20 protein-coding genes, 1 tRNA gene, 1 other RNA gene and 2 pseudogenes are annotated in these 26,655 nt (G+C 65.0%); 7 read left to right on the forward strand and 17 right to left on the reverse strand.

Going from position 1 to position 26,655, the window contains the following annotated elements; genetic code table 11:
- Window positions 1–3: 3 nt before the first annotated feature.
- The 6 genes from F8O09_RS09740 to F8O09_RS09765 form a co-directional block, all read right to left on the reverse strand.
- The gene (locus F8O09_RS09740) at window positions 4–2,517 is read right to left on the reverse strand and encodes an ATP-dependent helicase (RefSeq protein WP_225732983.1); all 2,514 of its coding nucleotides are present in this window, start codon (window positions 2,515–2,517) and stop codon (window positions 4–6) included.
- A gap of 10 nt (window positions 2,518–2,527) precedes the next feature.
- Window positions 2,528–3,181 carry a TetR/AcrR family transcriptional regulator gene (locus tag F8O09_RS09745; RefSeq protein ID WP_158055153.1) on the reverse strand — a complete coding sequence of 218 codons (654 nt, stop codon included), beginning with the start codon at window positions 3,179–3,181 and terminating at the stop codon, window positions 2,528–2,530.
- Window positions 3,181–5,388 (reverse strand): YhgE/Pip domain-containing protein, encoded by a 2,208-nt coding sequence (locus tag F8O09_RS09750; RefSeq protein WP_158055154.1) that lies wholly within the window; start codon window positions 5,386–5,388, stop codon window positions 3,181–3,183. The genes F8O09_RS09745 and F8O09_RS09750 overlap by 1 nt, the downstream gene beginning before the upstream one ends.
- The gene (locus F8O09_RS09755) at window positions 5,385–6,356 is read right to left on the reverse strand and encodes an ATP-binding cassette domain-containing protein (protein ID WP_158055155.1); all 972 of its coding nucleotides are present in this window, start codon (window positions 6,354–6,356) and stop codon (window positions 5,385–5,387) included. Before F8O09_RS09755 ends, F8O09_RS09750 begins: the two co-directional genes overlap by 4 nt.
- 543 nt (window positions 6,357–6,899) lie before the next feature.
- A complete protein-coding gene (locus tag F8O09_RS09760) occupies window positions 6,900–7,826 on the reverse strand; it encodes a cation diffusion facilitator family transporter (protein WP_158032027.1) in 927 nt (308 codons plus the stop codon).
- Window positions 7,826–8,221: an ArsR/SmtB family transcription factor gene (locus F8O09_RS09765; RefSeq protein ID WP_158055156.1), complete on the reverse strand. Its 396-nt coding sequence runs from the start codon at window positions 8,219–8,221 to the stop codon at window positions 7,826–7,828. Before F8O09_RS09765 ends, F8O09_RS09760 begins: the two co-directional genes overlap by 1 nt.
- 205 nt (window positions 8,222–8,426) lie before the next feature.
- Between F8O09_RS09765 and F8O09_RS10575 the strand changes: the two genes are divergently transcribed.
- Window positions 8,427–9,155, forward strand: a complete 729-nt coding sequence (locus tag F8O09_RS10575) for a VIT family protein (RefSeq protein WP_225732984.1) — start codon at window positions 8,427–8,429, stop codon at window positions 9,153–9,155.
- Between the two features lie 21 nt (window positions 9,156–9,176).
- Here the strand turns inward: F8O09_RS10575 and F8O09_RS09770 are convergent.
- From F8O09_RS09770 to F8O09_RS09780, 3 genes and pseudogenes are all read right to left on the reverse strand, one after another.
- Window positions 9,177–11,366, reverse strand: a pseudogene (locus tag F8O09_RS09770) (heavy metal translocating P-type ATPase); the annotation flags it as partial.
- A gap of 114 nt (window positions 11,367–11,480) precedes the next feature.
- Entirely contained in the window at window positions 11,481–11,906 is a 426-nt protein-coding gene (locus F8O09_RS09775; RefSeq protein ID WP_158055157.1) for a fluoride efflux transporter FluC, read from the reverse strand.
- A complete protein-coding gene (locus F8O09_RS09780) occupies window positions 11,903–12,307 on the reverse strand; it encodes a fluoride efflux transporter FluC (protein WP_158055158.1) in 405 nt (134 codons plus the stop codon). The genes F8O09_RS09775 and F8O09_RS09780 overlap by 4 nt, the downstream gene beginning before the upstream one ends.
- Before the next feature lie 362 nt (window positions 12,308–12,669).
- Here F8O09_RS09780 and F8O09_RS09785 point away from each other — a divergent pair, with 362 nt between their 5' ends.
- The 5 genes from F8O09_RS09785 to F8O09_RS09805 all read left to right on the forward strand — a co-directional run bounded on the left by F8O09_RS09785 (window position 12,670) and on the right by F8O09_RS09805 (window position 17,115).
- Window positions 12,670–14,013: an FTR1 family iron permease gene (locus tag F8O09_RS09785; protein WP_158055159.1), complete on the forward strand. Its 1,344-nt coding sequence runs from the start codon at window positions 12,670–12,672 to the stop codon at window positions 14,011–14,013.
- Window positions 14,014–14,170: 157 nt separating this feature from the next.
- Window positions 14,171–14,872 carry an iron transporter gene (locus tag F8O09_RS09790; RefSeq protein ID WP_192497649.1) on the forward strand — a complete coding sequence of 234 codons (702 nt, stop codon included), beginning with the start codon at window positions 14,171–14,173 and terminating at the stop codon, window positions 14,870–14,872.
- Window positions 14,873–15,043: 171 nt separating this feature from the next.
- Complete coding sequence (locus F8O09_RS09795) at window positions 15,044–15,688, forward strand: DedA family protein (RefSeq protein WP_158055161.1); 645 nt, start codon at window positions 15,044–15,046, stop codon at window positions 15,686–15,688.
- Window positions 15,689–15,797: 109 nt separating this feature from the next.
- Complete coding sequence (locus F8O09_RS09800) at window positions 15,798–16,199, forward strand: SHOCT domain-containing protein (RefSeq protein ID WP_158055162.1); 402 nt, start codon at window positions 15,798–15,800, stop codon at window positions 16,197–16,199.
- A gap of 106 nt (window positions 16,200–16,305) precedes the next feature.
- The gene (locus F8O09_RS09805) at window positions 16,306–17,115 is read left to right on the forward strand and encodes a potassium channel family protein (protein ID WP_158055163.1); all 810 of its coding nucleotides are present in this window, start codon (window positions 16,306–16,308) and stop codon (window positions 17,113–17,115) included.
- 742 nt (window positions 17,116–17,857) lie between these two features.
- Here the strand turns inward: F8O09_RS09805 and ssrA are convergent.
- From ssrA to F8O09_RS09835, 6 genes are all read right to left on the reverse strand, one after another.
- Window positions 17,858–18,229, reverse strand: a transfer-messenger RNA (tmRNA) gene (gene ssrA / locus F8O09_RS09810).
- 380 nt (window positions 18,230–18,609) lie between these two features.
- Complete coding sequence (smpB, locus tag F8O09_RS09815; protein WP_158032039.1) at window positions 18,610–19,092, reverse strand: SsrA-binding protein SmpB; 483 nt, start codon at window positions 19,090–19,092, stop codon at window positions 18,610–18,612.
- Between the two features lie 4 nt (window positions 19,093–19,096).
- Complete coding sequence (ftsX, locus tag F8O09_RS09820) at window positions 19,097–20,011, reverse strand: permease-like cell division protein FtsX (RefSeq protein WP_225732985.1); 915 nt, start codon at window positions 20,009–20,011, stop codon at window positions 19,097–19,099.
- A complete protein-coding gene (gene ftsE, locus F8O09_RS09825) occupies window positions 20,008–21,384 on the reverse strand; it encodes a cell division ATP-binding protein FtsE (RefSeq protein ID WP_225732986.1) in 1,377 nt (458 codons plus the stop codon). Before ftsE ends, ftsX begins: the two co-directional genes overlap by 4 nt.
- A complete protein-coding gene (prfB, locus tag F8O09_RS09830; protein ID WP_158032040.1) occupies window positions 21,381–22,496 on the reverse strand; it encodes a peptide chain release factor 2 in 1,116 nt (371 codons plus the stop codon). The genes ftsE and prfB overlap by 4 nt, the downstream gene beginning before the upstream one ends.
- 76 nt (window positions 22,497–22,572) lie before the next feature.
- Complete coding sequence (locus tag F8O09_RS09835; protein WP_192497650.1) at window positions 22,573–23,928, reverse strand: DUF2252 domain-containing protein; 1,356 nt, start codon at window positions 23,926–23,928, stop codon at window positions 22,573–22,575.
- 208 nt (window positions 23,929–24,136) lie between these two features.
- On the opposite strand from F8O09_RS09835, the gene F8O09_RS09840 reads away from it, so the two are divergent.
- Window positions 24,137–24,218, forward strand: a tRNA-Leu gene (locus F8O09_RS09840).
- Window positions 24,219–24,267: 49 nt separating this feature from the next.
- On the opposite strand, the gene F8O09_RS09845 is transcribed toward F8O09_RS09840, so the two are convergent.
- Together F8O09_RS09845 and F8O09_RS09850 are read right to left on the reverse strand one after the other, a co-directional pair.
- A complete protein-coding gene (locus F8O09_RS09845; RefSeq protein ID WP_225732987.1) occupies window positions 24,268–25,650 on the reverse strand; it encodes a permease in 1,383 nt (460 codons plus the stop codon).
- Window positions 25,647–26,398: pseudogene (locus F8O09_RS09850) on the reverse strand (ABC transporter ATP-binding protein). The gene F8O09_RS09845 and the pseudogene F8O09_RS09850 overlap by 4 nt, the downstream one beginning before the upstream one ends.
- Between the last annotated feature and the right edge of the window lie 257 nt (window positions 26,399–26,655).

The raw sequence follows: 26,655 nt of genomic DNA on the forward strand, positions 1-26,655 counted from the left end.
GTCTCACAGTGCCTCGATCGGGGCAAGGGCGACCACGAGCTTCTTGCGCTGCCCTGAGTCGAAGCGCACTGCAGCCACCTGCTTCGCACCTCTTCCGGTGAGCTCTTCGACGGTGCCCTCGCCGAAGCTCTTGTGCCTGATGCGGTCGCCTGCGGCCAGGTGCAGCTCGGTCTTCGGCGTCGAGCCGACACCGATCTCATTGGCCCAGGCGTGTGTGGCGCCGCTGCGCTTCGGTCGTCTGTCGCGACTGCGGGCTTCGCCCCATCCCCCGCCGGTCTCGAAGTCATCGTCGTCGCTGGCGCGCTGGCTGCCTCCCCAGCTGATGCCCCGACGGTTCGCCCCGATCTCGTCGGGATGCTGCCGCCAGTCGATGAGTTCGCTCGGAATCTCGTCGAGAAAGCGACTCGGCAGCTGGTCGCGGGTCTGACCGAACACGGTGCGGTTGATAGCCAGGCTGAGGAAGAGCCGACGGCGGGCTCGCGTGATGCCCACGTAAAACAGTCGCCGCTCTTCGGCGAGGCCGCCGATCTCGTCGATCGACATCTGATGCGGCAGCAGCCCCTCTTCGAGCCCGGTGATGAACACGGCCGGGTACTCCAGCCCTTTGGCGGTGTGCAGAGTCATCAGCGACACGGTGCCCGACTCGTCGTCGAGGTCGTCGGCCGCTGCGGTGAGCTGCACCTCGGTGAGAAAGTCGACCATGCTCGCGTCGGGATGCTTGTCGACGTAGTCGGTCAGCTGGGCGAGGAACTCCTCGAGATTCTCGGCACGGGCCTGATCCTGAGCGTCAAGCGAGCTGCGCAGCACCTCGATGATGCCGATGTGCTCGAAGAACCGGCCGACCACCTCGTCGAGACGATCCTCTGTGAGAGCGGTGCGGGCCTCGACGATGGCACCGCCGAGCGCGCTCATCGCCTGCGTCACTTTGGGGCCCAGCCCGATCTCTTCGGCACGCGTGAGCGCTGTGGGCAGGTCGATGCGCTGCTGCTCGGCGAACGTCATCAGCCGCTGCTCGGTGGTGGGGCCGATGCCGCGTTTGGGCACGTTCAGGATGCGCCTGACCGAGAGCTCGTCGACCGGGTTGGCGATCGCCACGAGATAGGCGAGCGCGTCTTTCACCTCGGCGCGATCGTAGAACTTGGTTCCGCCGATGAGGCGATACGGGATACCGGCACGCACGAAGATCTCTTCGAGCGCTCGAGTCTGCGCGTTGGTGCGGTAGAAGACCGCGATGTCTCGGTAGTCGAGCCCGTCCAGGTGCAGATCGTCGATGCGGTCGGCGACGAACTGGGCTTCGTCGTGAGCCGTGTAGCCCGCGTAGGCGGTGATCTTCTCGCCCTCGCCCAGGGCACTCCAGAGATTCTTCTCAGCACGGTCGAAGTTGTTGCCGATGACCGCATTGGCGGCGCTCAGGATGCGCTGGGTCGATCGGTAGTTCTGCTCGAGCAGCACGACGTGCGTGCCGGGAAAGTCTTTCTCGAAGTCGACGATGTTGCGCATATCGGCGCCGCGGAACGCATAGATCGACTGATCGGAGTCGCCGACGACCGTCAGGGTCGGTGCTTCGACGTGCTGCGGGCCGCCGAAGCTGGCCGCCGCCTCGCTGCTCTGCCGCACGCCCGTCTGCTCGGTCGCAGTCGAGCCGTCGACCGTGAGGATGCGCGGCTCGGTTCGGCGGGGAGCGGTCGCCGGACCGCTGCCGTCGGCTGAGGTCGTCAGCAGGCGGATGAGCTCGTACTGTGCCTTGTTGGTGTCTTGGTACTCGTCGACGAGCACGTGTCGAAACTTGTGCTGGTAGCGTCGCCGCACCTCGGGAAATGCCTCGAACAGGTGCACCGTCTGCACGAGAATGTCGTCGAAGTCCAGTGCGTTCGCGCGCAGCAGCGCCTGATCGTAGGCACGGAAGACGTCGATCAGCGCTTCGTCGACCGGGCTGCGGCTGCCTGAGTCGCGGGAGAGATCGTCAGCGTCGCGCAGTTCGTTCTTCAGCTGTGAGATGCGGTGCTGTGCCGCAGCCGGAGTCAGACCGTCGGTGTCGGCATGTCGCTCTTTGATCAGCCGTTTGAGCAGCACGCGCGAGTCGTGTGTGTCGTAGATGGTGAAGCTGGAATTGTACCCCAGCTCTGAGATCTCGCGTCTGAGGATGCGCACGCACGCCGAATGAAACGTGCTGATCCACATGCCCTCGGCGGCCCCGCCCAGCAGCTGCCCCACGCGCTCGCGCATCTCGTTGGCGGCCTTGTTCGTGAACGTGATCGCCAGAATCTGGCTGGGCCAGGCTCGGTGTGTGGCGATGAGGTGCGCGATGCGGTGGGTGAGCACACGTGTCTTGCCCGACCCCGCACCAGCCACGATCAGCAGTGACTGCCCCGAGTAGAGCACGGCCTCACGCTGCTGCGGGTTCAGCCCGCGCACGAGCTGCTGATCGGCGTCAGGGGTGTCGGCTGCGCCCTTCGCTGGCCGCGGGCGACGGTTCGACGAGTGGTCGGAGCTGGGGTCTTCTGACGTGAGTGGCATCTGCTCGATTCTACGGTCGGGGTGCGACATCGTGTGAGCAGCCGTGACTCTGGCCTCGCTGAGCCCCGCTGACGGCATCAGGATGCCACTGGTCGATGCCTGGAACGGCAAGGGTGAGCAGCGTGGCCTGGGTCGCCTCGTCGAGCGTGCGCTCCGGAAAGAACCTCAGCCAGCCGATGCCGGCGAACAGCACCATGCCGAAGACGCCGGATGCCGAGATCGAGGTGAGCGGAGCATCCGCCGACGCCTCGTCGCCCCAGGCCTCGACCAGACACTCATGGAACTGCTCGACGATGCCGCGCTGCAGCAGCATCAGGCTGTCTGCCCAGGAGCGATCGGTGCGGAACAGCTCTGCGGCTAGGATCTTCGCCATCTGCGGACGCCGCTGCAGAATGCCGAACATCTCGTGGATCATGGCGGCCAGCGCGGCGCCCCCGCGAAGCTGCGCGCGCGAGCGCTCCAGGTACTCCGCCAAGTCGTTGAGCCCGGTGTGGACGAGCTCTTCGAAGATCGCATCCTTCGACTTGAAGTTGTAATACAGGCTGCCCTTGGCGACTCCGGCCGTCTCGGCGATGGCATCCATCGAGGTGCCGCTGATGCCTTGGCTCGCCGCGAGCTCGACGGCTGCGCGCAGGATGGCGTCTCGGGTCTTCGAGTGATGCATCAGACCTCAATCTCAGGGTGCAGCCGGGTCATGTTCCAGACCTTCTGCCTGGCCGCAGTAATCGAGCTGATCGTGAGCGCGACGATCAGCATGCCGAGCAGGAACCCGATGCAGCCGGTCATCCGGCCGTCGATGCCGCCGACGGTCAGCTGGCGCATGCCCTCAATGGCATACGTTCCGGGCATGTACGGATGCAGCGCCTGGAAGAACGCCGGCGTGGTCTCGATCGGGTAGGTACCGCCAGCCGAGGTCAGCTGCAGCATCAGCAGGATGATGCTCACGACACGGCCCGGAGCGCTGCCGAACACGATGATGAGCATCTGCTGCAGGGCGAGGAAGCTGAGCGAGACGAGCACCATGAACAACGCCAGCCAGACCGGATGCTGTGCATCGAGCCCCAAAACCTGCTGCAGCACCACGAAGAGGATGACCGCCTGCGCGATGCCCATGATGATCGCCGGAGCGAAGCCTGCCATCACCGTGCGGAACCCACTGGCGTTGCTGGCCATCGGACGCTTCGGGAACGGGCGCAGCACCAACCAGTTGATCACGCCGCCCACGAAGAGCGCGAGCATGGTGAACATCGGGGCGAACCCCTGCCCCAGCGCCGAGGCGAGGTTGTGCTCGTTCGCATCGACCTGCACCGGGTCGGCTGTGGCCTTTGCGTTTGACTCACGAGACTCGTCAGAGAAGCTGGGGGCCTTCGCGGCGCCGTCTGACAGCTTGCCGGACAGCTCTTGGGCACCGTCGTTGAGCTGTTGGGTGCCGTCGTTCAGCTGGCTGGCGCCGCTGCTCGCACTGTTCGTGCCGGTCACCAGATCGCCGGTGCCCCCCGCGAGCTTGGTCGCGCCGTCTGAGAGCTGCTGGGCGCCGTCGTTCAGCTGCCCAACGCCTGCGGAGAGCTCTCCGGCCTTCTGCGCAAGGGTCTGCGCGCCCTCGTTGACCTGCTGTGTGCCTGCGGCAAGCTGCTGGGCACCGGGCACCAGCTCTTTGTGAATGGCGTCCTGCCCGTTCACCACCTGCTGTTGCGCATCGTTCAGACGGTCAGGAAGGCCCTCCAGCGTCTTGGCCCCAGCCGAGAGATCACCACTGATCTGCTGCCAGCTTCCGCTGGAATTGAGCAGAGTCTTCAACGCCTCCAGCCGTGCGATCGCCTGCGCCGTCTGGTCGGTCTGAGGCTGGATCGCCTTGAGCCCTGCGATCGCCTGATCCAGGGCCGCCTGTGTCTCGGCGGTGTTCGGCCCGCCGTTCAGCGTGGCCAGTTGGTCTGAGAGCGTCTGAGCGTCCTGCCCGACTCGTTGAATCGTGTCGCGGTGAGCCTGCACCTGGGAGTTCGCCGCACTGACTTCGTTCACGAGCCCGTCGTACTTCTGGGACAGACTCTGTACGCCTGCAGACAGCTGTTGTGCGCCGGAATCGGTCTTCTGCGTGCCCTGTGCCAAGGTCTGAGCGCCCGCGGCCAGCTGAGCCGAGCCGGTTTTCGCCTGCTGCGTGCCAGCGGCCAGTCTGTCGGCTCCTGTGGCCAGTTGGGCCGCTCCCGTGTTCAGCGTCACCGCGCCGGAGGCGAGGGCGTTCATGCCGACCACCAGCTGCCCCGAGCCGTCGACCAGCTGCGTCGACCCGTCGGCCAGCTGAGCCGAGCCGTCAGACGCCTGGTGGATGCCGTCGGAGAGCGTGTTGATGCCGACCAGGAGGCCGTTCGCGGTCTGCTCGCTGGTCTGCTGTGCGAGTGAGTCGCGCACCTTCGTCATCGCAGACTTGCCCAGCGTGGTGGCCAGGTAGCTGTTGGCGTCGTTGTAGGTCACCTGCAGTTTCGCAGGCGCCGCCGCATCGGTTCCAGCGGCTGCGATCGTGCTGGAGAAGTCGCTGGGGATCACCAGCGAGAAGTAGTAGTCGCCGTCGGAGACCCCGTCTGCAGCGGTCTTCGCGTCGACGACGCGCCAGCCGAGGCTGCCGTCCTCCTGCAGGTTGTCGACCAGCTGCTTGCCGACGTCGATCTGCTCGCCCTGGCTCGTAGTAGCGGGCTGATCCTCGTTGACGAGGGCGACCGGCATCGACCCCATGTTTGTGGTCGGCGACCAGTAGGCCCACAGATAGAGCGCCCCGTAGATCAGGGGGAACAGCACGATGATGAGCACGGCGACTTTGGTGAGGCTGCCGCGCCAGAACCTTTTGAGCTCGGTGCTCAGAGTGGCGAAGATGTTCATGCGTGAGGCTCCTGATCTGGCTGTGTCGCAGACGTGCTGGGGGAATCGGTGCCGACGGGACTCGTGGCTGCGGCGGTCTGCTCGCCGGCCACCGCATCCGACGCCCTTCGCTCGGCAACGCGACGCTCGATGCGCTCGCGTAGCCCGCGGGGGCCGCGATCACCGGTGATGTCGGCGATGCGAACGAGCTCGTGGTCGACCTGCAGGGGCGGGGTGAGCTCGAAGTCCCGCTCGTCGGACGAAACCATCAGCACGCCGACTCCGCCACGGTTGAGCGTCTCGAGCCGACGGATGATCTGTGCGCGCGCCTCGGTGTCATGAACCTGATCGAGGTCGTCGATGACCAGCACCTCCGGATGCTCGATCAGCGCGAGAACCACTTTGAAGAGAAACTCCTGCGTCTCGGTGAGACCACCGGCCAGCTGTTTGTGACTGGGCAGGGGAATCTCTCCGAAGACGAGGCGAAGCGCTTCAGCGGTGCGTTCCTCGGTGAAACGCGGAACATACTTCCACCACGGCGTCGCCCACCGGGTGCGTTCACGCAGCAGATCGCTGATGCTCGCCCGCGGTTCCAGGTCGTCGATGCTGCGAAAAGCCACGATGCCGGTCAGCCGACGCACGCGACGGCCCTCTTTCACGATGTCAATGCCCTCGGTGAGAATCTCACCGGCGCTGGGATGCATGCGCCCGGCGGCGCAGAGCTGCAGCGCAGTGCGGCCGTCGCCCCTGTTGCCGAGCAGCACGACGAAGCGAGTGCTCGACACGAAGTTCAAGGGGCCGTAGACCTGCCCGCGCTTCGTGCGCAGTTCTGCAGCTCGGTATTCGACCAGTGGGGCGCCGTCAGAGTTCGCCAGAGACCGAATGGGCCGCGTGGCCAGGTCGACAGAGCCGGCACTGCCGTCAGCGTCGCGCGACAGATCCCGCCTATGCTCTGCGCGGGAGTCTTCGCTCACGTCTGCGTGCTGCACGTATGCCACCTTCGTCTCTGTCTCATGGTGTCGATCAGATGGCGCCTACGGCGCCAGGAGCCGACGTCGTTGTGCTGGTTGCGATTTTATACTGACCGGTCAGTTTTATGCAATCGCTGTGAAGTCTGCGCGTCAGGATGCTTCACACGACCGCAGCATCCGCCTGCTGGCTCGCGCCGCGCCGCCGGACCGCCCGCCGGCACACCTCACGCTGCTGCACCATCTTGGGGCCTGCGCCACACCGCTGCAGCTCAGCCTGCCGGCTCGCGCCACCGCCAGACAGGCAGGCACCTGCGTCGATTGGCCGGGGCAGACCCCGTTCGCACCAAAACACGGTGTTTTCGTCCAATCCGTGGCGGTGCCGAGCAATCGGTGCAGGCACCTGGCAACTGACGGAGGTACTGGGCAATTCAGCGCAGGCACCGGGCAACCGACACAGACACTGAGACAATCAGCGCAGGCACAGAGCACGCCAGAACGCCGCATCTTCGCGCGATCCGTGGAGAGCAGACACCCCGGTCAGCTTTCCACTACTCAGCCCCCCTACTCGTGATGCAACGTCTCGCCTGCCTTCACCCCGGCGGTCTCGATCTGCAGCGTCGAATGCTCGATCGAGATGTCGAAGTGCCGCGACAGACAGTCGCGCAGCTCTTCGAGAATCAGCGGCGCATGCCCATCGCGAAAGCACTGGTCGTCGACGACGACGTGCGCCGAGAGCACCGGCAGGCCGGTCGCGATCGTCGACGCATGCAGATCGTGCACTTCGCGCACGTGGTCGACAGACAGAATATGCCGCCGCACATCGGCGAGGTCGAGGCCCTTCGGCGTGAACTCCATCAGCACCTGCACAGTGTCGCGCAGCAGAACAACCGCACGCGGAACGATCAGCACCGCGATGAACAGCCCCGCCACCGCATCCGCCTGCTGCCAGCCGGTCGCCCAAATGACGACGGCTGCTGCGATCACACCGACCGAACCCAGTGCGTCGTTGAGCACTTCGAGAAACGCGCCGCGCATGTTGAAGCTGGATTCGCGACCACCGGCCAACACCATGATCGAGAGCATGTTGCACAGCAGCCCGATGACACCGAAGACGAGCAGCTCGACAGGCGGCACCTCAGGCGGCCGAAAGAGCCGCAGCACCCCCGAGACGAGCGCATAGACCCCAACAGCCAGCAGCACCCCCGCCTGCACCAGTGCAGCGACGACCTCGAGTCTGCGGAACCCCCACGTTCGCTCCGGCGACGCCGGCCGCAGCACCAGATGCGCCGTGACCAGTGCGAGCAGCAGGCCGGACGAATCGACCAGCATATGCACTGTGTCGGTGGTGAGCGCGAGGCTGCCGGTGACGACCGCGCCAATCGCCTGAGCCACCAATATCGTGGCCGTGATGCCGAAGGCAAAAGCGAGACGGCGACGCTGGGCACGACCGCCGACTCCGCCGTCTGGGGCAGTGTGCGTGTCGTGCATCAGTTCTCCTCTCGCGCCGACGCCGCAGGCATCGCACCGACGCTGCGCTCGATGCGTGAATGATCATGCGGATGCCGCCCTGAGACTCCGGCGGCAGCGATCAGCGACTCGGCGGCCGAGAGCAGTCGCCGCACCTCTCCCTCGGCGACAATCGAGTGGTAGGTCGACCGTCCTGACACACGAGGCCGAACGAGCCCGCAGTCGCGCAGACAGGCAAGATGTGCGCTCACAGTCGACTGAGCCAGCCCGAGATGGTCGACGAGCTGACTCACATTGTGTTCGCCGAGCATCAGGTGTCGCAGAATGCGCAGCCGAGCGGGATCGGCCACGGCATGGAACAGCTGCGCATAGTCGGCACTGCGGATCGGCCCCTGCTCTGTGAGTTTGATCGCCATAAGACGATGATATCGATGCTCAACGATAGTTGTAAGTGCCAATCGAGAACGTGCGGTTCGGCTCCGCAACGATGAATGGCGATGACATACCGACCGTCAGATCTGCGCGGCGGTGATCAGCGCCACGCACCAGGCCGGCCCGCGGCGGTCAGTACAATCCCATGAGAGTCATCACCTGCAGAATCCACCGGCGAGAGGAACCGCCATGGCGAAATCGGCCCATGCCCTTCACAAGGGCGAAGAGCACGTCGAAGAGGTCGGAGAGAAGCTCAACTGGCTGCGCGCCGGCGTGCTCGGCGCGAACGACGGCATCGTCTCGGTCGCAGGCACGATCATCGGCGTCGCCGGCGCGACGACAAACACGGTGGCGATCGCCGCTTCCGGTATCGCGGCGCTGGTCGCCGGGGCCTTCTCAATGGCGGGCGGCGAATACGTCTCAGTGAGCACCCAGCGTGACACAGAGCGTGCGATGCTCGCCAAAGAGCGACACGAGCTGAAAACCATGCCGCGCGAAGAGTTCGACGAACTGGTCGCCATCTACGTCGATCGTGGTGTCACCCCCGAAGTGGCCAAGCTGGTCGCACGCGACCTGACCGAACACGATGCGCTGCGTGCCCACGCCGATGCGGAGCTCGGAATCGATCCCGATGCACTGACCAACCCTTGGGCGGCCGCCGGGTCTTCATTCGTGTCGTTCACCCTTGGTGCGCTCATTCCGCTCATCGCGATGATGCTGCCCCTCGATCAGTCGGTGCGCATCGGTGTCACCATTGTCGCGGTGGCGATTGCGCTGCTGCTCACCGGGTTCGTCAGCGCCACGCTCGGTGGTGCGAGGCGAGGCCGGGCTGTCGTGCGCAACGTCGGTATGGGATTGCTGACTATGGTCGTCACCTATGCCGTCGGTCTGCTCTTCGGCACCGCTGTGGGGGCCTGACGTCTGACCGCACAGGTGCGTCGGGCTGAGGTCGAGCTCACGCAGCAGCTGGGCGTTGATCGCCACAACGACAGTCGAAGCCGACATCAGCAGCGCGCCGATGCTCATGGGCAGAGTGAAACCGAACGGAGCGAGCACCCCGGCAGCGAGAGGAACAGCGATCAGGTTGTACCCGACGGCCCACCACAGATTCTGCCGCATCTTGCGATACGCGTGTCTGGAGAGCTCCATGACCGAGACCACCGTGCGAGGATCGGAGCCGGCCAGCACGATGTCAGCAGCTCCGCGAGCCACATCCGTTCCTGCGCCGATCGCCAGCCCGACATCTGCCTGCGCAAGCGCGGGCGCGTCGTTGACCCCGTCGCCGACCATCGCCACGACACGACCATCGCCCTGCAGGTCTCGAACGTGAGCCGCTTTGTCTTCCGGGCGCACCTGAGCATAGACGCGATCGATGCCCACGGCTTCGGCCACATGATCAGCGACGGCCTGTGCATCGCCGGTCAGCATCATCACCTGGCAGCCGCGCTGATGCAGCGCGGCGACCGCCTGCGATGACTCAGGTCTCAGCGCATCGGCGAGCCGCAGCGCGCCCACCACGCTGTCGTCGACCACCACATGCAGAATGATCGCGCCCTGGGAACGCCAGCCGTCGACCCCATCGAGCTCGGAGAGCCCGGCCTCGGCCAACATGCCCGGGCCGCCGACCCGAACGCGGTGGCCGTTCACCCTGCCAGAGACCCCAGTGGCCGGCGCCGACACAAAGTCGTCGACCGAAAGCAGCGTGAGATCTCGCTGCTGCGCCGCTCCGACGATCGCGGTCGCGAGGGGATGCTCCGAGCTCTGCTCGACCGATGCCGCAGTCAGCAGCACGGCGTTCTCAGCCGCGGTCGAATCATGGCGGCTCGACACAGCCTGACCGGAAGGCAGCACCCCAGTAACCTCTGGCCTTCCCAGCGTCAGGGTTCCGGTCTTGTCGAAGATCACCGTGTCGACGGTGCGCATCCGCTCAAGCGCGAGCCGATCGCTGACCAGAACGCCGGAACGCGCCGCGATCTCGGTGGCGATCGAGACCACCAGCGGGATCGCCAGCCCGAGGGCGTGCGGGCACGCGATCACCAGCACGCTGATCGCTCGGACGACCGCCTGATCAGGCCGCCCGCCGACGACCCAGACGATCGCCGTGATCGCGGCCGCGGCGATCGTGAACCAGAACAGCCACCCGGCAGCACGGTCGGCCAGACGCTGCGTGTGCGACGTGGACTGCTGCGCCTTGGAGATCAGACGCTGGATGCCCGCGAGCGCCGTGCCCTGCCCCACTGCCGTCACACGGATGCGCAGGCCGGAATCCGTCGCAACGGTGCCGGCGACGACGTGGTCTCCAAGCGAGCGCCGCACTGGGCGGGACTCGCCGGTGATCATCGATTCATCGAGGCTCGCCGTGCCGTCGATGACGACACCGTCTGCCGGTACCGAGCCACCCGGCCGCACCAGTACGACATCTCCCTCGTGCAGCTCTGCCGGCGCCATCTCTTCGATCTGCTCGGCACCGTCAGCACCATGCGAGACCACGCGCTCGGCCGTGTCTGGCAGCAGAGCGGCCAGCGAGTCGAGCGCAGACCCGCTGCGAGCCAGAGAGCGCATCTCGATCCAGTGGCCGAGCAGCATGATGACCACGAGCAGGGCGAGTTCCCACCAGAAGTCGAGCTCATGACTCAGCAGATGCAGCGATGCACCCCATGAGCTCAGAAAGGCGACGGTGATCGCCAGCGCGATCAGCAGCATCATTCCCGGCCTGCGAGATCGGATCTCGTCGGCTGCCCCGGAGAGGAAGGGCCGCCCACCCCACCCGTAGATGACGGTTCCCAGCGCAGGGCTCACCCAGGTGACCCACCCGACGTCGGGCAGACGATATCCGAAGATGCCGGCAAACATCGGGCTGAGCATCACGGTCGGGATCGCTAACACGAGCATGATCCCGAAGAGCCGCCGAAAGCGCAGAACGTGCCCTGCATGATGCATGTGCGCCTTCGGGCCCATGCCCGTCATGCCGTCATGGTTCGAGCCGTCATGAGCCATGCCGTCGTGGTTCGAGCCGCTGTGGCTCATCTGCATGTGCGACGTCTCATGGGTCACGGCGTCGTGGCTCATTCCCCTGTGCGACATCTCATCGTGAGACATCTCGCTGCGGTCGTCTGGGGTCCCGTTCATGTCAGACACCATAGCCCGACCCGCCGACACTGAGAACCCTCGCTGCGAGCGGCGCTCGTCCGCTCGACGACCGAGCCGAACACGGCGCCAGTTCGCCGCAGAACGGCGGCGACGCTAGCCGAGCAGCCCGCCCAAAGCGATGCCGATCATGCCGGTGATGAGGCATCCGACGATCATGCCGAGCCCATGGGTCACCGCCTGCCGCACCCTGCCCCGAAGCAGCAGACGACCGGTCTCGACGCAGGCTGTGCTGAACGTCGAATACCCGCCCAGCAGACCGACGCCGAGCACGGTCACTCCGGTCGAGACATCCGCGCCGGCTGACCCTGCCCCCACCGTCGGCGCAGCCTCGGCTGCCGCCCATCCGGTCAGCAGCCCCAGCAGCAGGCAGGCGCTCAGGTTGACGACCATCGTGCCCATCGGCATGCCGTTCGGCGACGATTCGAGCCGCCGGCCGGTCACCAGCGTGTCGACGACGTAGCGCAGGCCAGAGCCGACGCCGCCCGCGATCGACGTCAGTGCAAGCAGTGCGAAGGTCATGCCCGCACCGCCTTTCGCCCGATGACCAGACCTGCGACCGCAGCGGCGACGCCCATGAGGATGCTGGCGAACGCGTAGAGCAGCGCCAGCGTCGTGCTGCCTCCCGCAAGTCGCATATCGACCTCCATCACGAACGTGCTGTAGGTGGTGAACCCGCCGATGACCCCGGTGCCGACGCCGAGACGCAGCAGGCGTCGCCACCCGACGCTCGCACCGCGAGCGAGCAGCCCCGTGAGCAGGCCGAGCATGAGAGATCCGCCGAGGTTGATCAGGAATGTCGGCCAGGGCCATCCGGATACCACCGGCAGGGCGCTCTCGATCGAGGCCCTCGCTGCCGTGCCGAACATGCCGCCGACGGCCACCGGCCACACGTTCTGGAACCAGCCGCGCGCTTTCACCATGCAGCCATTATGCGCTCCCCCACGATGCGGCGACCTGCACGACCGGGCAGCGCCGCTCTGGGCAGATCTGTTCTGGGCAGATCCGCGGGCCCCCGCTGCGAACAGGCCGAGATGCGCCCCATCTCACAGCAGCATTGTCAGGGTAGCCTTCGTAGAATGTTCGGGTTGCCGAATAAATAAGGAAGGTCTAACCTCACTAAGGCATCATCAGACCTTTAGGGGAAGTCGTGGCACACAGCCAATCTCTGCAGAATCAGGCGCCGCGCGTCGTCGCGTCGCACTCCCGGACCACATCCGTATCGGCGGTGCGGCGCCCAGTCTCGCAGCCGACGCGATCTACGGTCGCAGCTCTCAACCCCCGTTTGGCCGGGATCGGTCGCGTCATCGTCTGCCTCACGCTGGCGCTGATGGCGCTCATCGGGGTCGCTCTCGCCCCGACTCCCGCGCACGCTGCAGCCGACACCTCAGAGACCAGCAACCAAGACGTCGCGCTGAAGATCGCCGACACCCTCGACAGCGCCATCGACGCTCTGGACGGCTCCGACTACGAGTCGGCCTACCGCGAGGTGCAGAACGCCTACTTCAAGTACTACGACCCACTGCTTGAGGGGCCGTCGATGTCACTGAGCGGCAACCGCAAGCCCATGATGGAAGGCCTGTTCGGCAAGGCCAAGTCCCAGGCCAAGGCCAAAGACTCCGCTGCCGCGCGCAGCACCATCGAGAGCATCAAACTGAACGCAGCACGCGATGCGCTCGAGCTCGACGGCGTGATCGCAGACGACCTGCCTGAGGATCAGAAAGAGGCCGCCGCACAGAAACTGCTCGACCAGCGTTCGACGACGGCGGTCACGCCCGAGGCACGGCGCGTCTACTCGTTCGTCACAGCCTTCACGATTCTGCTCCGCGAAGGCCTTGAGGCCTTGCTCGTCGTCGCAGCGATCGTGCTGTACCTGGTTCGGTCAGGCAACAGACAGCTGACGAAGTACGTCTACTGGGGCGTGCTCGCCGGCATCGGCGTCTCCATTCTGCTGGCCGTGCTGTTGAGCGCGGTGTTCCAGAACGCGGGTGCGGGGCAGGAGATGCTCGAAGGCGGCACGATGTTCCTCGCTGTGCTCGTGCTCTTCTACATCTCGAACTGGATGCTCAGCAAATCCGACGAACAGGCCTGGGAGCGGTATGTGCGCGGAAAGGTCGACCAGTCGATCACCACAGGCAGCATGTGGCTGCTCTCGTTCGCAGCCTTCCTGGCCGTCAGCCGAGAGGGCGCCGAACTCGTGCTGTTCTATGCCGCCGCGTTCCAAGGGGGCATGGCCGACTCGCTCTGGGTCGGCATCGGCATCGCCGCAGCCGCCGCACTGCTCGTCGGCGTCTTCGTCGTCTTCCGCTACTTCGCGGTGAAGCTGCCGATCGGCATCGTGTTCAAGGCGACCTCGGCTCTGCTCTTCCTGCTCGCGATCGTCTTCGTGGGCAACGGAGTGGTGGAGCTCGGTGAGGCCGGCTTCATCCTGGGGCAGACCAGCATTCCCTCACTCAGCTGGCTGACAGTGCCCGTACTCGGGCTCTACCCACGTGCCGAAACGCTGCTGCCGCAGCTCATTCTGGTCGTCGCCGCCGTCTGGCTGACCGTGGCACAGAACAGACAGCTGCGCCGCGAGAAACGTGAACTCGCCGAGGCAGCACTGAGCTCGGCGAAGAGCGACGACTGAGCGCGACCGCACAGACCCGACCGAAATCAGCCCACCGCTGACCGGCTGCAGCATGTGTTCTGGGCACCGGCCACCACCCTTCCCCGCAGTTTTCCCCCATTCGGGGCGACGTCCGGTCGCCCAGAGACTAAAGGAGCAAAGAATGACAATGAACCGCATGACCCGCACCGCACTGGGCATCTGCCTGGTCGCATCCGCCAGCACGCTGGCGCTGACCGGCTGCTCATCAAGCGACAACGGCAGCACCCAGAGCAGTACGGCCGCGAGCAGCGATTCGTCCGCCGAAGACGCCCGCCTGGCCCCTTCGGTGTGCGGTACGCCTGAAGACGACGGTCAGAACCATGAGATTCCCGTCGGAGACGCCGATGAGGGCCCGTTCCATATGGAGGCCAACTACTTTCAGCCCGGCGATATGGCGTTTGACGGCGGCATGATGCCGGCCTATGCCGATTCGATCGCGCACATCGAGCTCGACGTCAAGGTCAACGAAGAGGGCACCAAGTACGGCTGGTCAGTCGATGAGACCCCCGCAGACCTCAATATCGACTACACGGTCACCGACAAGTCAGGCAAAGAGATCGTCAAAGGCATGTTCATGGAGATGAACGCCGCCGACGGGTCGCACTACGGCACGAACATCCCGAAGTCGGCAGAGGCCGCCGGGCTCGTTGGATCGCTGGAGAACCCCGGAGAGTACACGGTGACGTTCCACATCGCGCCTCCGAAGAACTACGGCCTGCACCAGGACAAGCGCACCGGCGTCGAGGCCACCGAGTGGTTCGCTCCGTTCGACGTGAGCATGGACTGGCTCTACACCGCTGAGCAGAAGAAGTGCATCGTCGACGATCCTCGCGCCTGATCAGCGGCTGGCGCTGACGGCGACGCCGGGATCTCCACCCGCACGGTCGCCTGTCTCTGTCACTGATGGGGTGCCCTTCCGGCAGACGACAGGCGACCGCCGTCATTTCAGCACAGCAGACGCGGCTGTGAGACGGGCGTGACCGGGCCATCCGGCGAGTAGAGTGAGCAGGTGTTTCCTTGGCTCGATCCCCACGTCATTCTCGCTGCCACCGGCCCATGGGCGCTGGTCGTCTGCGCGGTCATCGTCTTCGCCGAGACGGGTCTGCTGATCGGCTTCTTTCTGCCGGGAGACTCGCTGGTCTTTCTGCTCGGCATGCTGACCGGTGCCGCTCAGTCGCAGAACGAGGCGCTCTCGGCGCTGCCGCTGTGGCTGGTGTGCTTTGTGATCGCCGTGATGGCGTTCGCAGGCGATCAGACGGGCTACAGCATCGGACGCCTCTCACTGCGCAGTGAGCGCATCGCTCGCTCTGTGCAGGGCCGCCTCGCCCCTCATTCGGCGAAGGCCAGTCATTTCTTCGCGCGTTTCGGTGGGCCGGCAATTCTCCTGGCTCGGTTCATTCCGATCATTCGCACATTCGTCCCCTTCGCAGCAGGCGTCGCCGGCTACGGACGCACCAGGTTCCTGTTCTGGAACGGCGTCGGTGCCCTGATCTGGGGCATCGGTCTGCCGGTGGCCGGACATCTGCTCGGCGGCATCCCGTGGATAGCCGACCATGTCGACGTCATTCTCGTTCTCATCGTCGTGCTTTCGGTTCTGCCCGTGGCCATCAGACTCGCGGTCGGATGGCTGCAGAGTCGACGCCCTGCCGCGTAGGGTTCAGCACACTCTGTTCTCACTAGAATGAGAAGCGCAATTCACATGGATTCGGCAGGGGCCGAGACCGACTCAGTCCCCGCAGCCGACGATCACGAGAGAGACTCACATGTTTGCTGATTTCTGGTCCACCATTTGGAACACCATCTGGTGGTTCATCACGATCTTCGTCTTCATCGCCTACCTGATGGCGCTGTTCAGCATCATCTCCGATCTCTTCCGTGACAAGAAGCTCAATGGGTGGGCCAAGGCCATCTGGTTCGTCTTCCTCATCTTCCTGCCGTTCGTGACCGCAATCGTCTACCTGATCGCGCGCGGCTCTGGCATGTCCGAGCGTGCAGCCAAAGAGCAGAAACAGGTCGAAGACGCCGCTGAGGCGTACGTGCGTTCGGTCGCAGGCACCAGCCCTGCCGCAGAGATCGCCCAGGCCAAGCAGCTGCTCGACCAGGGAGTCATCACTCCCGACGAGTTCAACAGTCTCAAAGCTGCCGCACTCTCAGGCCGCAACTGATTCCTGCCCCTCTGCGTTCGATCCGGTCGGCGTCGCCTGAGCCTACGCTCGAGCACGCCGATCGGTCACGCACCTGTGCAGCTCTCCGCACTCTAATCTGCTGACTGTGTTCGGCTCTCATCACACGTTCGGGGCTGACCTCCAACGCTGGAAGCGCGTCACCGATTGGCCGTTGGCCATCGCCGCGCTGATCTTCCTCTTCGCATACGCCTGGCAGGTGATCGGCGACCCCGACGGTCGTCTGCGCACCGTCACCGAATGGACGATGAACGTCACCTGGGCGATCTTCTTGGTCGACTACGTGGTCTCGATTCTGCTCGCGCACCCCCGTTGGCGCTGGTTCTACACACACCTGCTGGATCTGGCAATGGTGCTGCTGCCGATGGCCCGTCCCCTCAGGCTGCTGCGTCTGATCACCCTGCTGCGCGTGCTGCAGCGCACCGCTGGCGCCGCGCTGCGAGGCAAGATCCTCGTCTATGTGATCGGCACCGTCGGCCTACTCGTGCTGGTCGGTTCGCTCGCCATTCTCGATGCCGAACGCGGCCAGCCGGGGTCAAGCATCGAGACCTACGGCGACGCGATCTGGTGGAGCATCGTCACCATCACCACCGTTGGCTACGGCGATCTCACCACGGCGACACTCACCGGCCGACTGGTAGCCGTCGCGCTTATGGCCGGCGGTATCACGCTGATCAGCACCGTGACCGGCACGCTCGCATCGTGGATCGTCGAACGCATCCACCAGGTCGACGAAGACAACCAGGCCGCGACCCGAGCACAGTTTCGCGAACTCGAACGCAAGATCGATCGGCTGCTCGCGGCGCAGAAAGGCCACGCGACTCCGCATCAGCCTGCCTCGCAAACAGATGCGTCGACGGACTCCGCGGTCGCGCCCGCATCCTCCGACCAGACGTGATTCGGAGTTCGCCGCGCTCGAGGCCGCTGCACGGCTGTGTCTGGCAGCGACAGACGTTGTGCGTCGACGAGCGCTGTGTGACCTCAATCTTGCTCGAACAGCGGGGCACACGATCGACGCGCCCGGTCAGGGCGTGCGATCGCTTCCCCCGTCAGGTGTGGCTGTGTGACATGGGTGGCTATGGGAGCGCCCGCCGAATGGGGGCCACCACCCCTCGGTGTGGGTGTCATGATCTCGGCCTTGATCGTGCCCGTGCCCGTGGCCGTGGCCTCCACGAGTCTTCCACGGTGACACCACAGCTGGTGCCACGCTGACCGTCGCCGCCGGGACGCTATTAGGTTCGTTGTCGTCGCAACCGACGGTGTCACCGCACCCAGCGGCTCCCGCTCCAGTCGCCAGCAGAAGGGCAGCGCCGACGGCGGCTCGCAGCAGCGTCTGTCTCTTAAGCGGTGGTCTCTTCACTGGCCCTCTCATCAACGGCAGCACTCCGCTCCGTGGTGATGTGCCCTGCCCAGAGGCTGCCAAGGCGCTCACGCGGATGTCGAGAGCAGCTCCTTGGGGATGCGATCGATTGTCGGGCGCTTGTGCGACTCCGGGCTGGCCTATGTGGACAGCGCGCTTCGGTCATGATACTTGCTCGACTGAGAGCGCGCCGCGTGTAGGTGACGCCCGGAAACGGCAGCAGCCTCCGCGTCAACACGACTGGTCGTGTCGACAGCAGAGGCTACTGTTCAGTGTTTCATAGTGGAGCCGCCGGGAATCGAACCCGGGTCCACTGCTCATTTCATGCGACTTCTACGGGCGTAGTCTGTCTAGCGTTCTACTTGGCCCCAGCCGTCGTGACAGACGCCTGGCTGACGAGCCCAGTGGGTCTGAAAAGTCCCGACGCACCCTCCCACTTGGTGCGGCGGCAAGCCTTCTAAATGACGTTCAGGTCTGAGGCGAAGGCATGCTCAGTTGAACGGATTTCTAGCTCGCTTTACGCAGCGAGGGCGAAATCGGTGCGTTTGTTGTTGGCACCTATTGGGTTGCGTGACTTGGTTTACGAGATCATCCACGCCTTCTCGGCCCGCTTCTCACAATCATCAAGACAGTGTCGAAACCGATCGGCCCCTCTTCAGTTTTCAACTGGCCGCCGTGCGAAATCGCTTCCGAACGGTGGACTCATCATCTTACAACGCCAGATCGGCCGTTGCATTCCCTACCGTCAGCACCGCCGTTAAATGGCGAGGCCCCGCTCTCGCGGGGCCTCACGTGCGTCCAGTATTCAATTGTGAGATCGGCAGCGCATCTGAAGAACCGCGCCGATCATGAGAGTTGGCCACCGAGCCAGATCAAAGCGTGAGGCGATCTGCTCGAAGACTTCGTCACTACCACGAATAAGGCTACCCTCACCTAAGGCAGACAATCAAGCAGTTGAGGTGACTTTTTCACTCACCGTCAAGCTCACGCGAGAGCACCGAGCTCACGCGAAGGACACCGACAACACGCGGCTCAGCGGGGATCGTTCCGCCGGTTGATCCTCGCCATCGCACGCTTGGCATCCATCTGGTCCTGGCGCTCGCGCAGCGTCTGGCGTTTGTCGTACTCTCGCTTGCCCTTCGCGAGAGCGATCTCGACCTTGACCCGACCGTCTTTGAAGTAGAGCTTGAGCGGCACCAGCGTCGTGCCAGCCGAGTCAAGCCCGCGCCCGATGCGGATGATCTCCTGACGATGCAGCAGCAGCTTTCGTTTGCGTTTGGGCGCATGATTCGTCCAGGTGCCGTTCAGATACTGCGGAATGTGCACGTTGTCGATCCACATCTCGCCGCGATCGATGTACGCGTAGCCGTCAGCGAGGGTCGCGCGCCCCTCGCGAAGCGACTTCACCTCGCTGCCCGTCAGTACCATCCCCGCCTCATAGGTGTCGAGAATCGTGTAGTCGTGCCGGGCCTTCTTGTTACTGGCGATGAGCTGCTCGCCCTGATCTCTCGGCATCAGGTCACACTCGCAGATAGCGTCTGATCGCGAAGCCCGAGGCAAGTGCGGCGAGCACCACGCCGACCCCGATGACGATCGGGAACACCGGCCAGATGGTGTGCAGCGATACGAACGCCGTGTACGGCATCGCGTTGGCGAGATACCCCTGCACGAAGAACTTCACAATGGCCGCCAGCGCGCCGCTGGCGAGCACCGAGCCGATCAGAGCAGAGACCACACCTTCGAGCACGAACGGCGTCTGTATGAAGAAGTTCGAGGCGCCCACCAGTCGCATGATGCCGAGTTCTCTTCGTCTCGAGAACGCCGACAGACGAATCGTTGTGGTGATCAGCAGAATGGCGGCGACGAGCATCAGGCCGGCGATCACGAGCGCAGTCAGCGACCCGACGTTCAGCACCGAGAAGATCTGGTCGAGATAGGCCTTCTGATCCTGCACCTGGTCGACGCCGGGCTCCTGCGTGAATGCGTCGATGATCACCTGCGACTGGGTGGGATCTTTCAGGTTGACCCAATACGTGCTCCACAGCTGATCTTCGGTGACGAAGCTCAGCGCCTGGTTGTCCGAGAACTGCTGCTTGAAGTTCTCATAGGCCTGGTGCTGGTCTTCGAAGTAGTGTCGGTCGACGTACTCCGAGAACAGCGGCGAGTCGAGCTTCTGCTCGATGGCCTGCTTCTGGTCGTCGGTCACTGCACCCTGCGGGCAGCGATCGACCGACGAGGTGTCAGAGCACAGGTAGATCGCCACCTGAGCCTTGTCGTACCAAAACGTCTTCATCGAGTTGATCTGCTGCTGCAGCACCACGGCCGCGCCGACGAAGGTCAGCGAGATGAAGGTGACGAGGATGATCGAGACGACCATCGACATGTTGCGGCTGAGTCCGGTTCGCGTCTCAGCCAGAATTCGACGGAAGTTCACCGACGCTCCTCGCTCTCATCACCCTGCGCGCCACGGGGCTGGTCACCGACGCGCCCGTCTGCTGATCGCGCATCGTTCGCCTGCTGCGCCCCACGCTCGACAGGTGCCGGTGCGGGCTGGCTGCCGCCCACAAGCCCCAGACGCTCGGTCAGCGGCTGCGATTCGTAGGCGATCACCTGGATGTCCTCCTCGGCGTCGAGCTCGAGGCGCCCGGTCTCAGGCTGTGCTGGCTCTGCAGCTCGTGGCGCGGTCGGCGGCTGCGTGGCCGGCCGATCCGTCTGCGGAGTCGCCGTCGTGCCGTTCGACGTGGGCTGATGAGGCATCCGCACGCGCGGCGGCAGGTGGTCGACCTGCTGCGGGGGTGCCGACCCGTCGAGTACGGGTTCGGTCTCGATGACGATGCGTTCGGTCGTGAACTGCCGCACCTCTTCGACCGGGTTGCGCGACTGGGCGGGCACCGGGCTGCTCGTCTGAGTCTTCGGCGGCTGCGGGGCACGCTCTGAGGATGCTTCGGCGCCTCCGTCGGCCGGCTGCTGGCCGCGGGCGGCGGGCTTCGTCTCGCTCTGCAGCGATGCGGCGGTGAACGTCGGCGCTGCCGGCTGTCGGCGCTGCGGTTCGGCGGCAGGTGTCTCTGGATGTGCGGCCCGAGCCGCAGCAGACGCCTGGGCCGCAGCCACGACCGGGCTCTCTTCGAGGTAGCCTGCGTCCCGCTCGTCGCGCACAAGGTGCCCGTTCTCAAGCTGGATGACGCGGCGGCGCATGCGGTTGACGATCGTCGTGTCGTGGGTGGCCATCAGCACGGTCGTTCCGCCGGCGTTGATGCGTTCGAGCACGCTCATGATGCCTGCGCTGGTGTCGGGGTCGAGGTTGCCGGTCGGCTCGTCCGCCAGCAGAATCGCAGGCTTGGTCACCACTGCGCGAGCGATCGCGACACGCTGCTGCTCGCCACCGGAGAGCTCGTGCGGCATGGCATTGCCTTTGTCGTCGAGCCCGACCAGACGCAGCACGTCTGGCACGGCCTCTTGGATGTAGCCGGCCGATTTGCCGGTCACCTCCAGCGCGAACGAGATGTTCTCGTAGGCCGTCTTGCTCGGCAGCAGACGGAAGTCCTGGAAGACGACGCCGAGGTTGCGGCGGTAGAACGGGATTCGCCGCGACGAGATCGCACGCAGATCGTAGCCGAGCACGTGAATGTCGCCGGCGCTGACTTTCTCCTCTTTCAGAATGAGTCGAATCATCGTCGACTTGCCCGAACCGCTCGCACCCACGATGAAGACGAAATCGCCCTTGTCGATGTCGAGGGTGATGTCTTCGAGAGCCGGTCGGTCGGCTTTCTTGTACCGTTTGGAGACGTTCTCGAAACTGATCATCATGAGTCTTGCCGTGCACTTCCCTTGCGCCAGCGGATACCAGCCGAGATGAACCCGTCGAGATCGCCGTCGAAGACGTCGTCGGGGTTGTTCACCTCATAGCCGGTTCGCAGGTCTTTGACCATCTGGTACGGAGCCAGCACATAGGAGCGCATCTGGTCGCCCCAGCTGGCCTTGATGTCACCGGCGAGGCCCTTCTTCGTGGCCTCTTCTTCCTGTCGACGGATCTCGAGCAGGCGCGACTGCAGCACACGCAGCGCGGCAGCGCGGTTCTGAATCTGGCTCTTCTCGTTCTGACAGCTCACCACGATGCCGGTGGGCAGGTGCGTGATGCGCACAGCCGAGTCGGTCGTGTTGACCGATTGACCGCCTGGACCGGACGAACGGAAGACGTCGACGCGGATGTCGGCGTCGGGAATGTCGATGTGCTCGGTCGGTGCGACGAGAGGCACCACCTCGACGGCGGCGAACGAGGTCTGCCTCTTGCCCGCCGAGTTGAACGGGCTCATACGCACCAGCCGGTGCGTACCGGCTTCGACTGAGAGCTTGCCGAACAGGTATGGATCGTCGATCTCGAAGGTGGCCGACTTAATGCCCGCCTCTTCGGCATACGACGTGTCGAGAATCGTGGGCTTGAGGCCGTGATGCTCAGCCCACCGCGTGTACTGCCGCAGCAGCATCTCGGCGAAGTCTGCCGCATCCACACCCCCGGCACCGGCGCGAATCGTCACGACGGCACCACGCTCGTCGTACTCGCCGTTCAGCAGCGTCTGCACCTCGAGGTCGTCGACCGACTTCTGCAGCTGCTCGAGCTCATGCTCCGCCTCGCGCTTCGAAGCCTCGTCGTTCTCTTCGTTGGCGAGCTCGACCAAGACCTCCAGATCGTCGATGCGCTGGCCGACCGACTCGACTTTGTGCAGCTGCGACTTCGCGTGCGACAGCTGACTCGTCACCTTCTGGGCGCGTTCGGAGTCGTCCCAGAGCCCAGGCGCAGCAGCCTGCTCATTGAGTTCCTCGATGCGCTGGGACAGCGATTCGGGGTCGACCACCTGGCGAATGTCGCCGTACGTGGAACGGAGTGCGTCAATGCGTTCAGAGATTTCGAGGTCAGCCATATCCCCACTACTCTACCGGGGTCGACTCACTCCTGTGCGATTGATCCCCTCTGCGAGCGGCTTGCTCAGGCAATGCTCAGGCCACGAACCGCTTGTAGTCCTCGTCCACCTGCTCGGCGTACGCCATCGACCATCGAGTCATCGCTTTGTCAAATTTGGCGCCCTTCGTCAGGTATCCGGCGATCCAGTGCAGGGCCGGGCTCTGCGAGTGCGCGCGGGCCAGCAGCAGACCACAGCCTGTGACGTACTCTTCGAATCCGCGGGCGTTGAGCTTCGACAGGTCGATCGACCCTTTCATGTCGCGGAACTGACGAATATAGAAGTCATGCCCGCCTGCCGATCCCCAGCCGAGGAACGGATCGGACACCGCCTGCAGGATGCGCTGATGGTCGACGACGCGCTTGCCGTTGTGCTCTCGGCGCTGCAGCGTGTCGGGAGTCGACGCGTTCGGCTTGTTGAACTCCGTGACGACCGAGGTGACCGCCTCTTTGATCTGCAGCACGAGCGGCTGGCCCACGGCGTCCTGCAGCAGCACGACGTAGCAGCGAGTGCCAACGCTGCCGACGCCGACCACGCGCCTGGCCCCGTCGATGAGTCGATACTTCTCGAGCAGCAGTCGGATGTCGGGAGAGGCCGAGGCGAGATACTCCCGATAGAGCTTGCGCAGATCGCGGGCAGGCGCATCGATGAGGTGCGTGAGCACCGGCGCATCCTCTCGAAACTGCAGTCGACCGTTCTCGTCGAGCTCGGTCATCTTGGTCACAGCCTGCACCGAGGTGCGCCGCCGTGCCTTCGCAGCCACCTTCTGAAAGGCAGGCAGCGACGAGGCATCGAGACGGTCGACGATCAGCTGTTCGTCGATCGACTGGTAGTAGCGCTCCAGCGCCGACTGCTGAGAGAGACCGCGAATGGCGATGCGATAGGCATGCGCAGTCTGCTGGGCAAGATGCTGCACGTCTTCGTCGCTGTAGTTGGCATCCTTCGCGCCGAGCACCACGCTCGCCACCATGCGCCGCACATCCCACTCCCACGGGCCTGGCGCGGCCTCGTCGAAGTCGTTGAGATCGAAGACGAGACGTCGCTCGGGCGACGCGAAGAAGCCGAAGTTGCTGATGTGCGCATCACCGCAGGCCACCACCTGCTGACCGGTGTTCGGCTGCTGGGCCAGGTCGAAGGCCATCAGACGCGCCGAACCGCGATAGAAGGTGAACGGGGATGCCGACATGCGCTCATGTCGAAGCGGCACCAGATCGGGCAGTCGCGTTTCGTCCTGCTTCTTCAGAATGGCGACGGGGTCTCGATCGCTGCGAACGTACCGCCCCAGCTCTTCGATCGGCAGTTCTTTTCGATACGCCTTGCCCTGAGCTCGACGTTCCTCGGCGCTCTCGAACGACTGCTCGGTTCGATCTGCGTAGATTCTGCGCGACACCATCTGTGACCCCATCTCTGCCGGCCGATCGGCGGCAGGCTGACCTGCTCTCGATAGTACGCTGACCAGGCAGTCAATACCTCCAGACGTCCGGTGCTCCCAGCGGCAGCGGCCACGATGCTTTGCTAGAATCACCTCGTCTCAGCGGCCCGAAACCGCTGCATCGCGGGAGTGGCGGCTCAGTTCTCTGCTTCACCACACCCGCTGCCACGCGGGAGTGGTGAAATTGGCAGACACGCAGGATTTAGGTTCCTGTGCTTTCGAGCGTGCGGGTTCAAGTCCCGCCTTCCGCACTCATGACATCAGAGCCCGCTGGCACACTCTGGCGCAGCTGACGCACCTCTATTCGCGAACGAGCACCTGCCGCAGCAGCGGCCGGGTGGCCGCGAGCGCGAGCCACACGATCGCAAACCCAAGCCCGAAGGTCAGTGCGACGGTGAGCACCGCCAAAGGCTGCAGGAACAGGCCGACGCCGACGATCGGCCCCGCGACCACGACAGCACAGAGGGCTGAGACGACCACCACGGTCGTCAGCGGAGAGAACACCGCGCGGTGGCGGGCAGCCTCCATCGTCGACTGATCCATGCCCATCGCAGACATCGCCTGGTACAGGTCACGGCGGTCCAGCACGGCAGCAGCCTGGTTTACACCGACCGAGCAGGCCACCATCATGAAGGCGATCGCGAGCGTCAGCAGCACGCCGGTGCGCATGTCGGTGATGAGCATGGCATCCTCTGCACCGGCATCGCCGCTGGCAGCACCTGCCATCGCCAGCCCTGCCCCGGCGATGACCGCCACGAACGTGATCGACGCAAGACCACCGACCTGCCGCCAGGCCGCCGCCGGAGACTCCAGGGTGTCTCGCGCCGCGATCAGCCGGTCGGCCGTCGTGGCGCGCCGCACACCGCGTCGAGCGGTGGCCGACAGCACCCATGGGCCGAGCAGGTTGAGGATCATGAGCCCGATCATCAACGAGCCGAGCGCCACGGCGACGACGATCGCGACGCTTGTCGCCGCACCGGCCAGCTTTGCGGCCAGCGCGGCGGCGGCCAGCACGATCAGACTGATCACCAGCCGGCGGGTGCGCATTCTCGGAGCGGTCTGTCGCATCCGCACGCCAAGCGGTGAGATGATCACTCGACGCAGGCCGACCACGGCGCTGATCGCCGCGATCGCGCCCACCACGCCGACTGCCATCACCAGCCGTCCGGGCCCGACCCACAGCGAGGCGGCCCCAATGGGCGCACCGCCGAAGCGCAGCAGCCCCACCAGAGGCAGCCACGCCGTCGAGAGCACGCAGCCCGCCAGTGCGCCCACCATGGCGATCACCGTCGACTCCAGCACGGTCAGCAGCGTGACGGTCGAGCCAGGCGCCCCGATCAGTCGCAGCGATGAGAGCCGCTCGTCGCGTCGCCGAGCCGAGAGTCGTGCGGCCGCAGCGCCCAGGCTCACCAGCGGCACGGCGAGCAGCACCACGGCCAGCAGACTGAGCATCTGATACACCGGCGCGATCTCGGTCTGCCAGTTCCAGAACATCAGCGTGCCGCCCAGCACGGTCAGCCCCAGCGCCGTGGTCACTGCGAACGCGACCGCCGGAAGCAGCAGCGAGGCCCAGTCGCTGCGAGCAGGCCGGCACAGCACCCAGCAGATGGTGAAGAGTCGGGCGCGACGACGGCGCGCAGACAGCAGAGAGGCCGAAGCCGGTACGACGTCCGTCCCGCTCATGACGCCACCTGCTCGCTGACCAGCCGACCGTCGCGCATGTGCACGGTGCGCGAGCATCTGCTCGCAACAGCGGCATCGTGCGTCACCATGACGAGCGTGCGCCCCTGTGCCACTGTGCCACTGTCGAGTCGAGCAATGCGGCGAGCACCTCGGCCGAGGTCTCTGAGTCGAGCGCGCCGGTCGGCTCGTCCGCGAAGATCACGGCGGCACCGGTGACCTGTGCACGGGCGATGGCGACGCGCTGGGCCTGGCCGCCGCTGAGCTGCCCGATGCGCCGCTGCTCCATGCCGGCGAGGCCTAGGTAGACGAGCCACTGGGCTGCGAGCGACTCAGCCTCGCGTCGACCGACCCCGTCAAGCATCAGCGGCATCGCCACGTTCTCGACCGCAGTGAGCTCGGGCAGCAGCAGCCCCTGCTGAAAGACGAAGCCGAAGCGCTCGCGTCGCAGCCGCGTGCGGTCTCGCCCGTTCAGTCCGCTGACCTCGATCAATGCGTCGGTCTGCGGCAGATGCAGCAGCACCTGCCCGCTGTCCGGCGTCAGAATGCCGGCGAGCACATGCAGCAGAGTCGTCTTGCCCGACCCCGAGGCCCCCATGATCGCCAGAGACTCCCCTGGCCGCACGACCAGAGACACACCGTTGAGTGCTGGGGTCTGTGTCTCCGGGTGCTCGGGGTCGTGATAGATCTTCACCAAGTTCAGTGCGGTCAGCCGCGCGTCGCCGGCTGGTTGCGAATTCGTATCATTCATGGTTCCAGAATCCGCCGTCGCGCTCAGCGGCACATCGGCCTGCAGGCTGATCTCTGCGTCTCATCCTTGAGAACGATCCGTCCGTGTGCCCCCAGACCATACGCTGAAGGGCGTTCCACCGAGAGGCTCATCATGATCGTTCCCATCGTGCTCGCTGCCAGTGGCGTGTTCTGCTTCGTGCGCGATGCCCGGATGCTGCGCACCGGGGTGCTCTGGCTCGCGGCTCTCGCGATGACCGTGCCCACCGCAATCGCTCT

Source organism: Pseudoclavibacter sp. CFCC 11306, assembly GCF_008831235.1.
GTDB lineage: Bacteria > Actinomycetota > Actinomycetes > Actinomycetales > Microbacteriaceae > Pseudoclavibacter_A.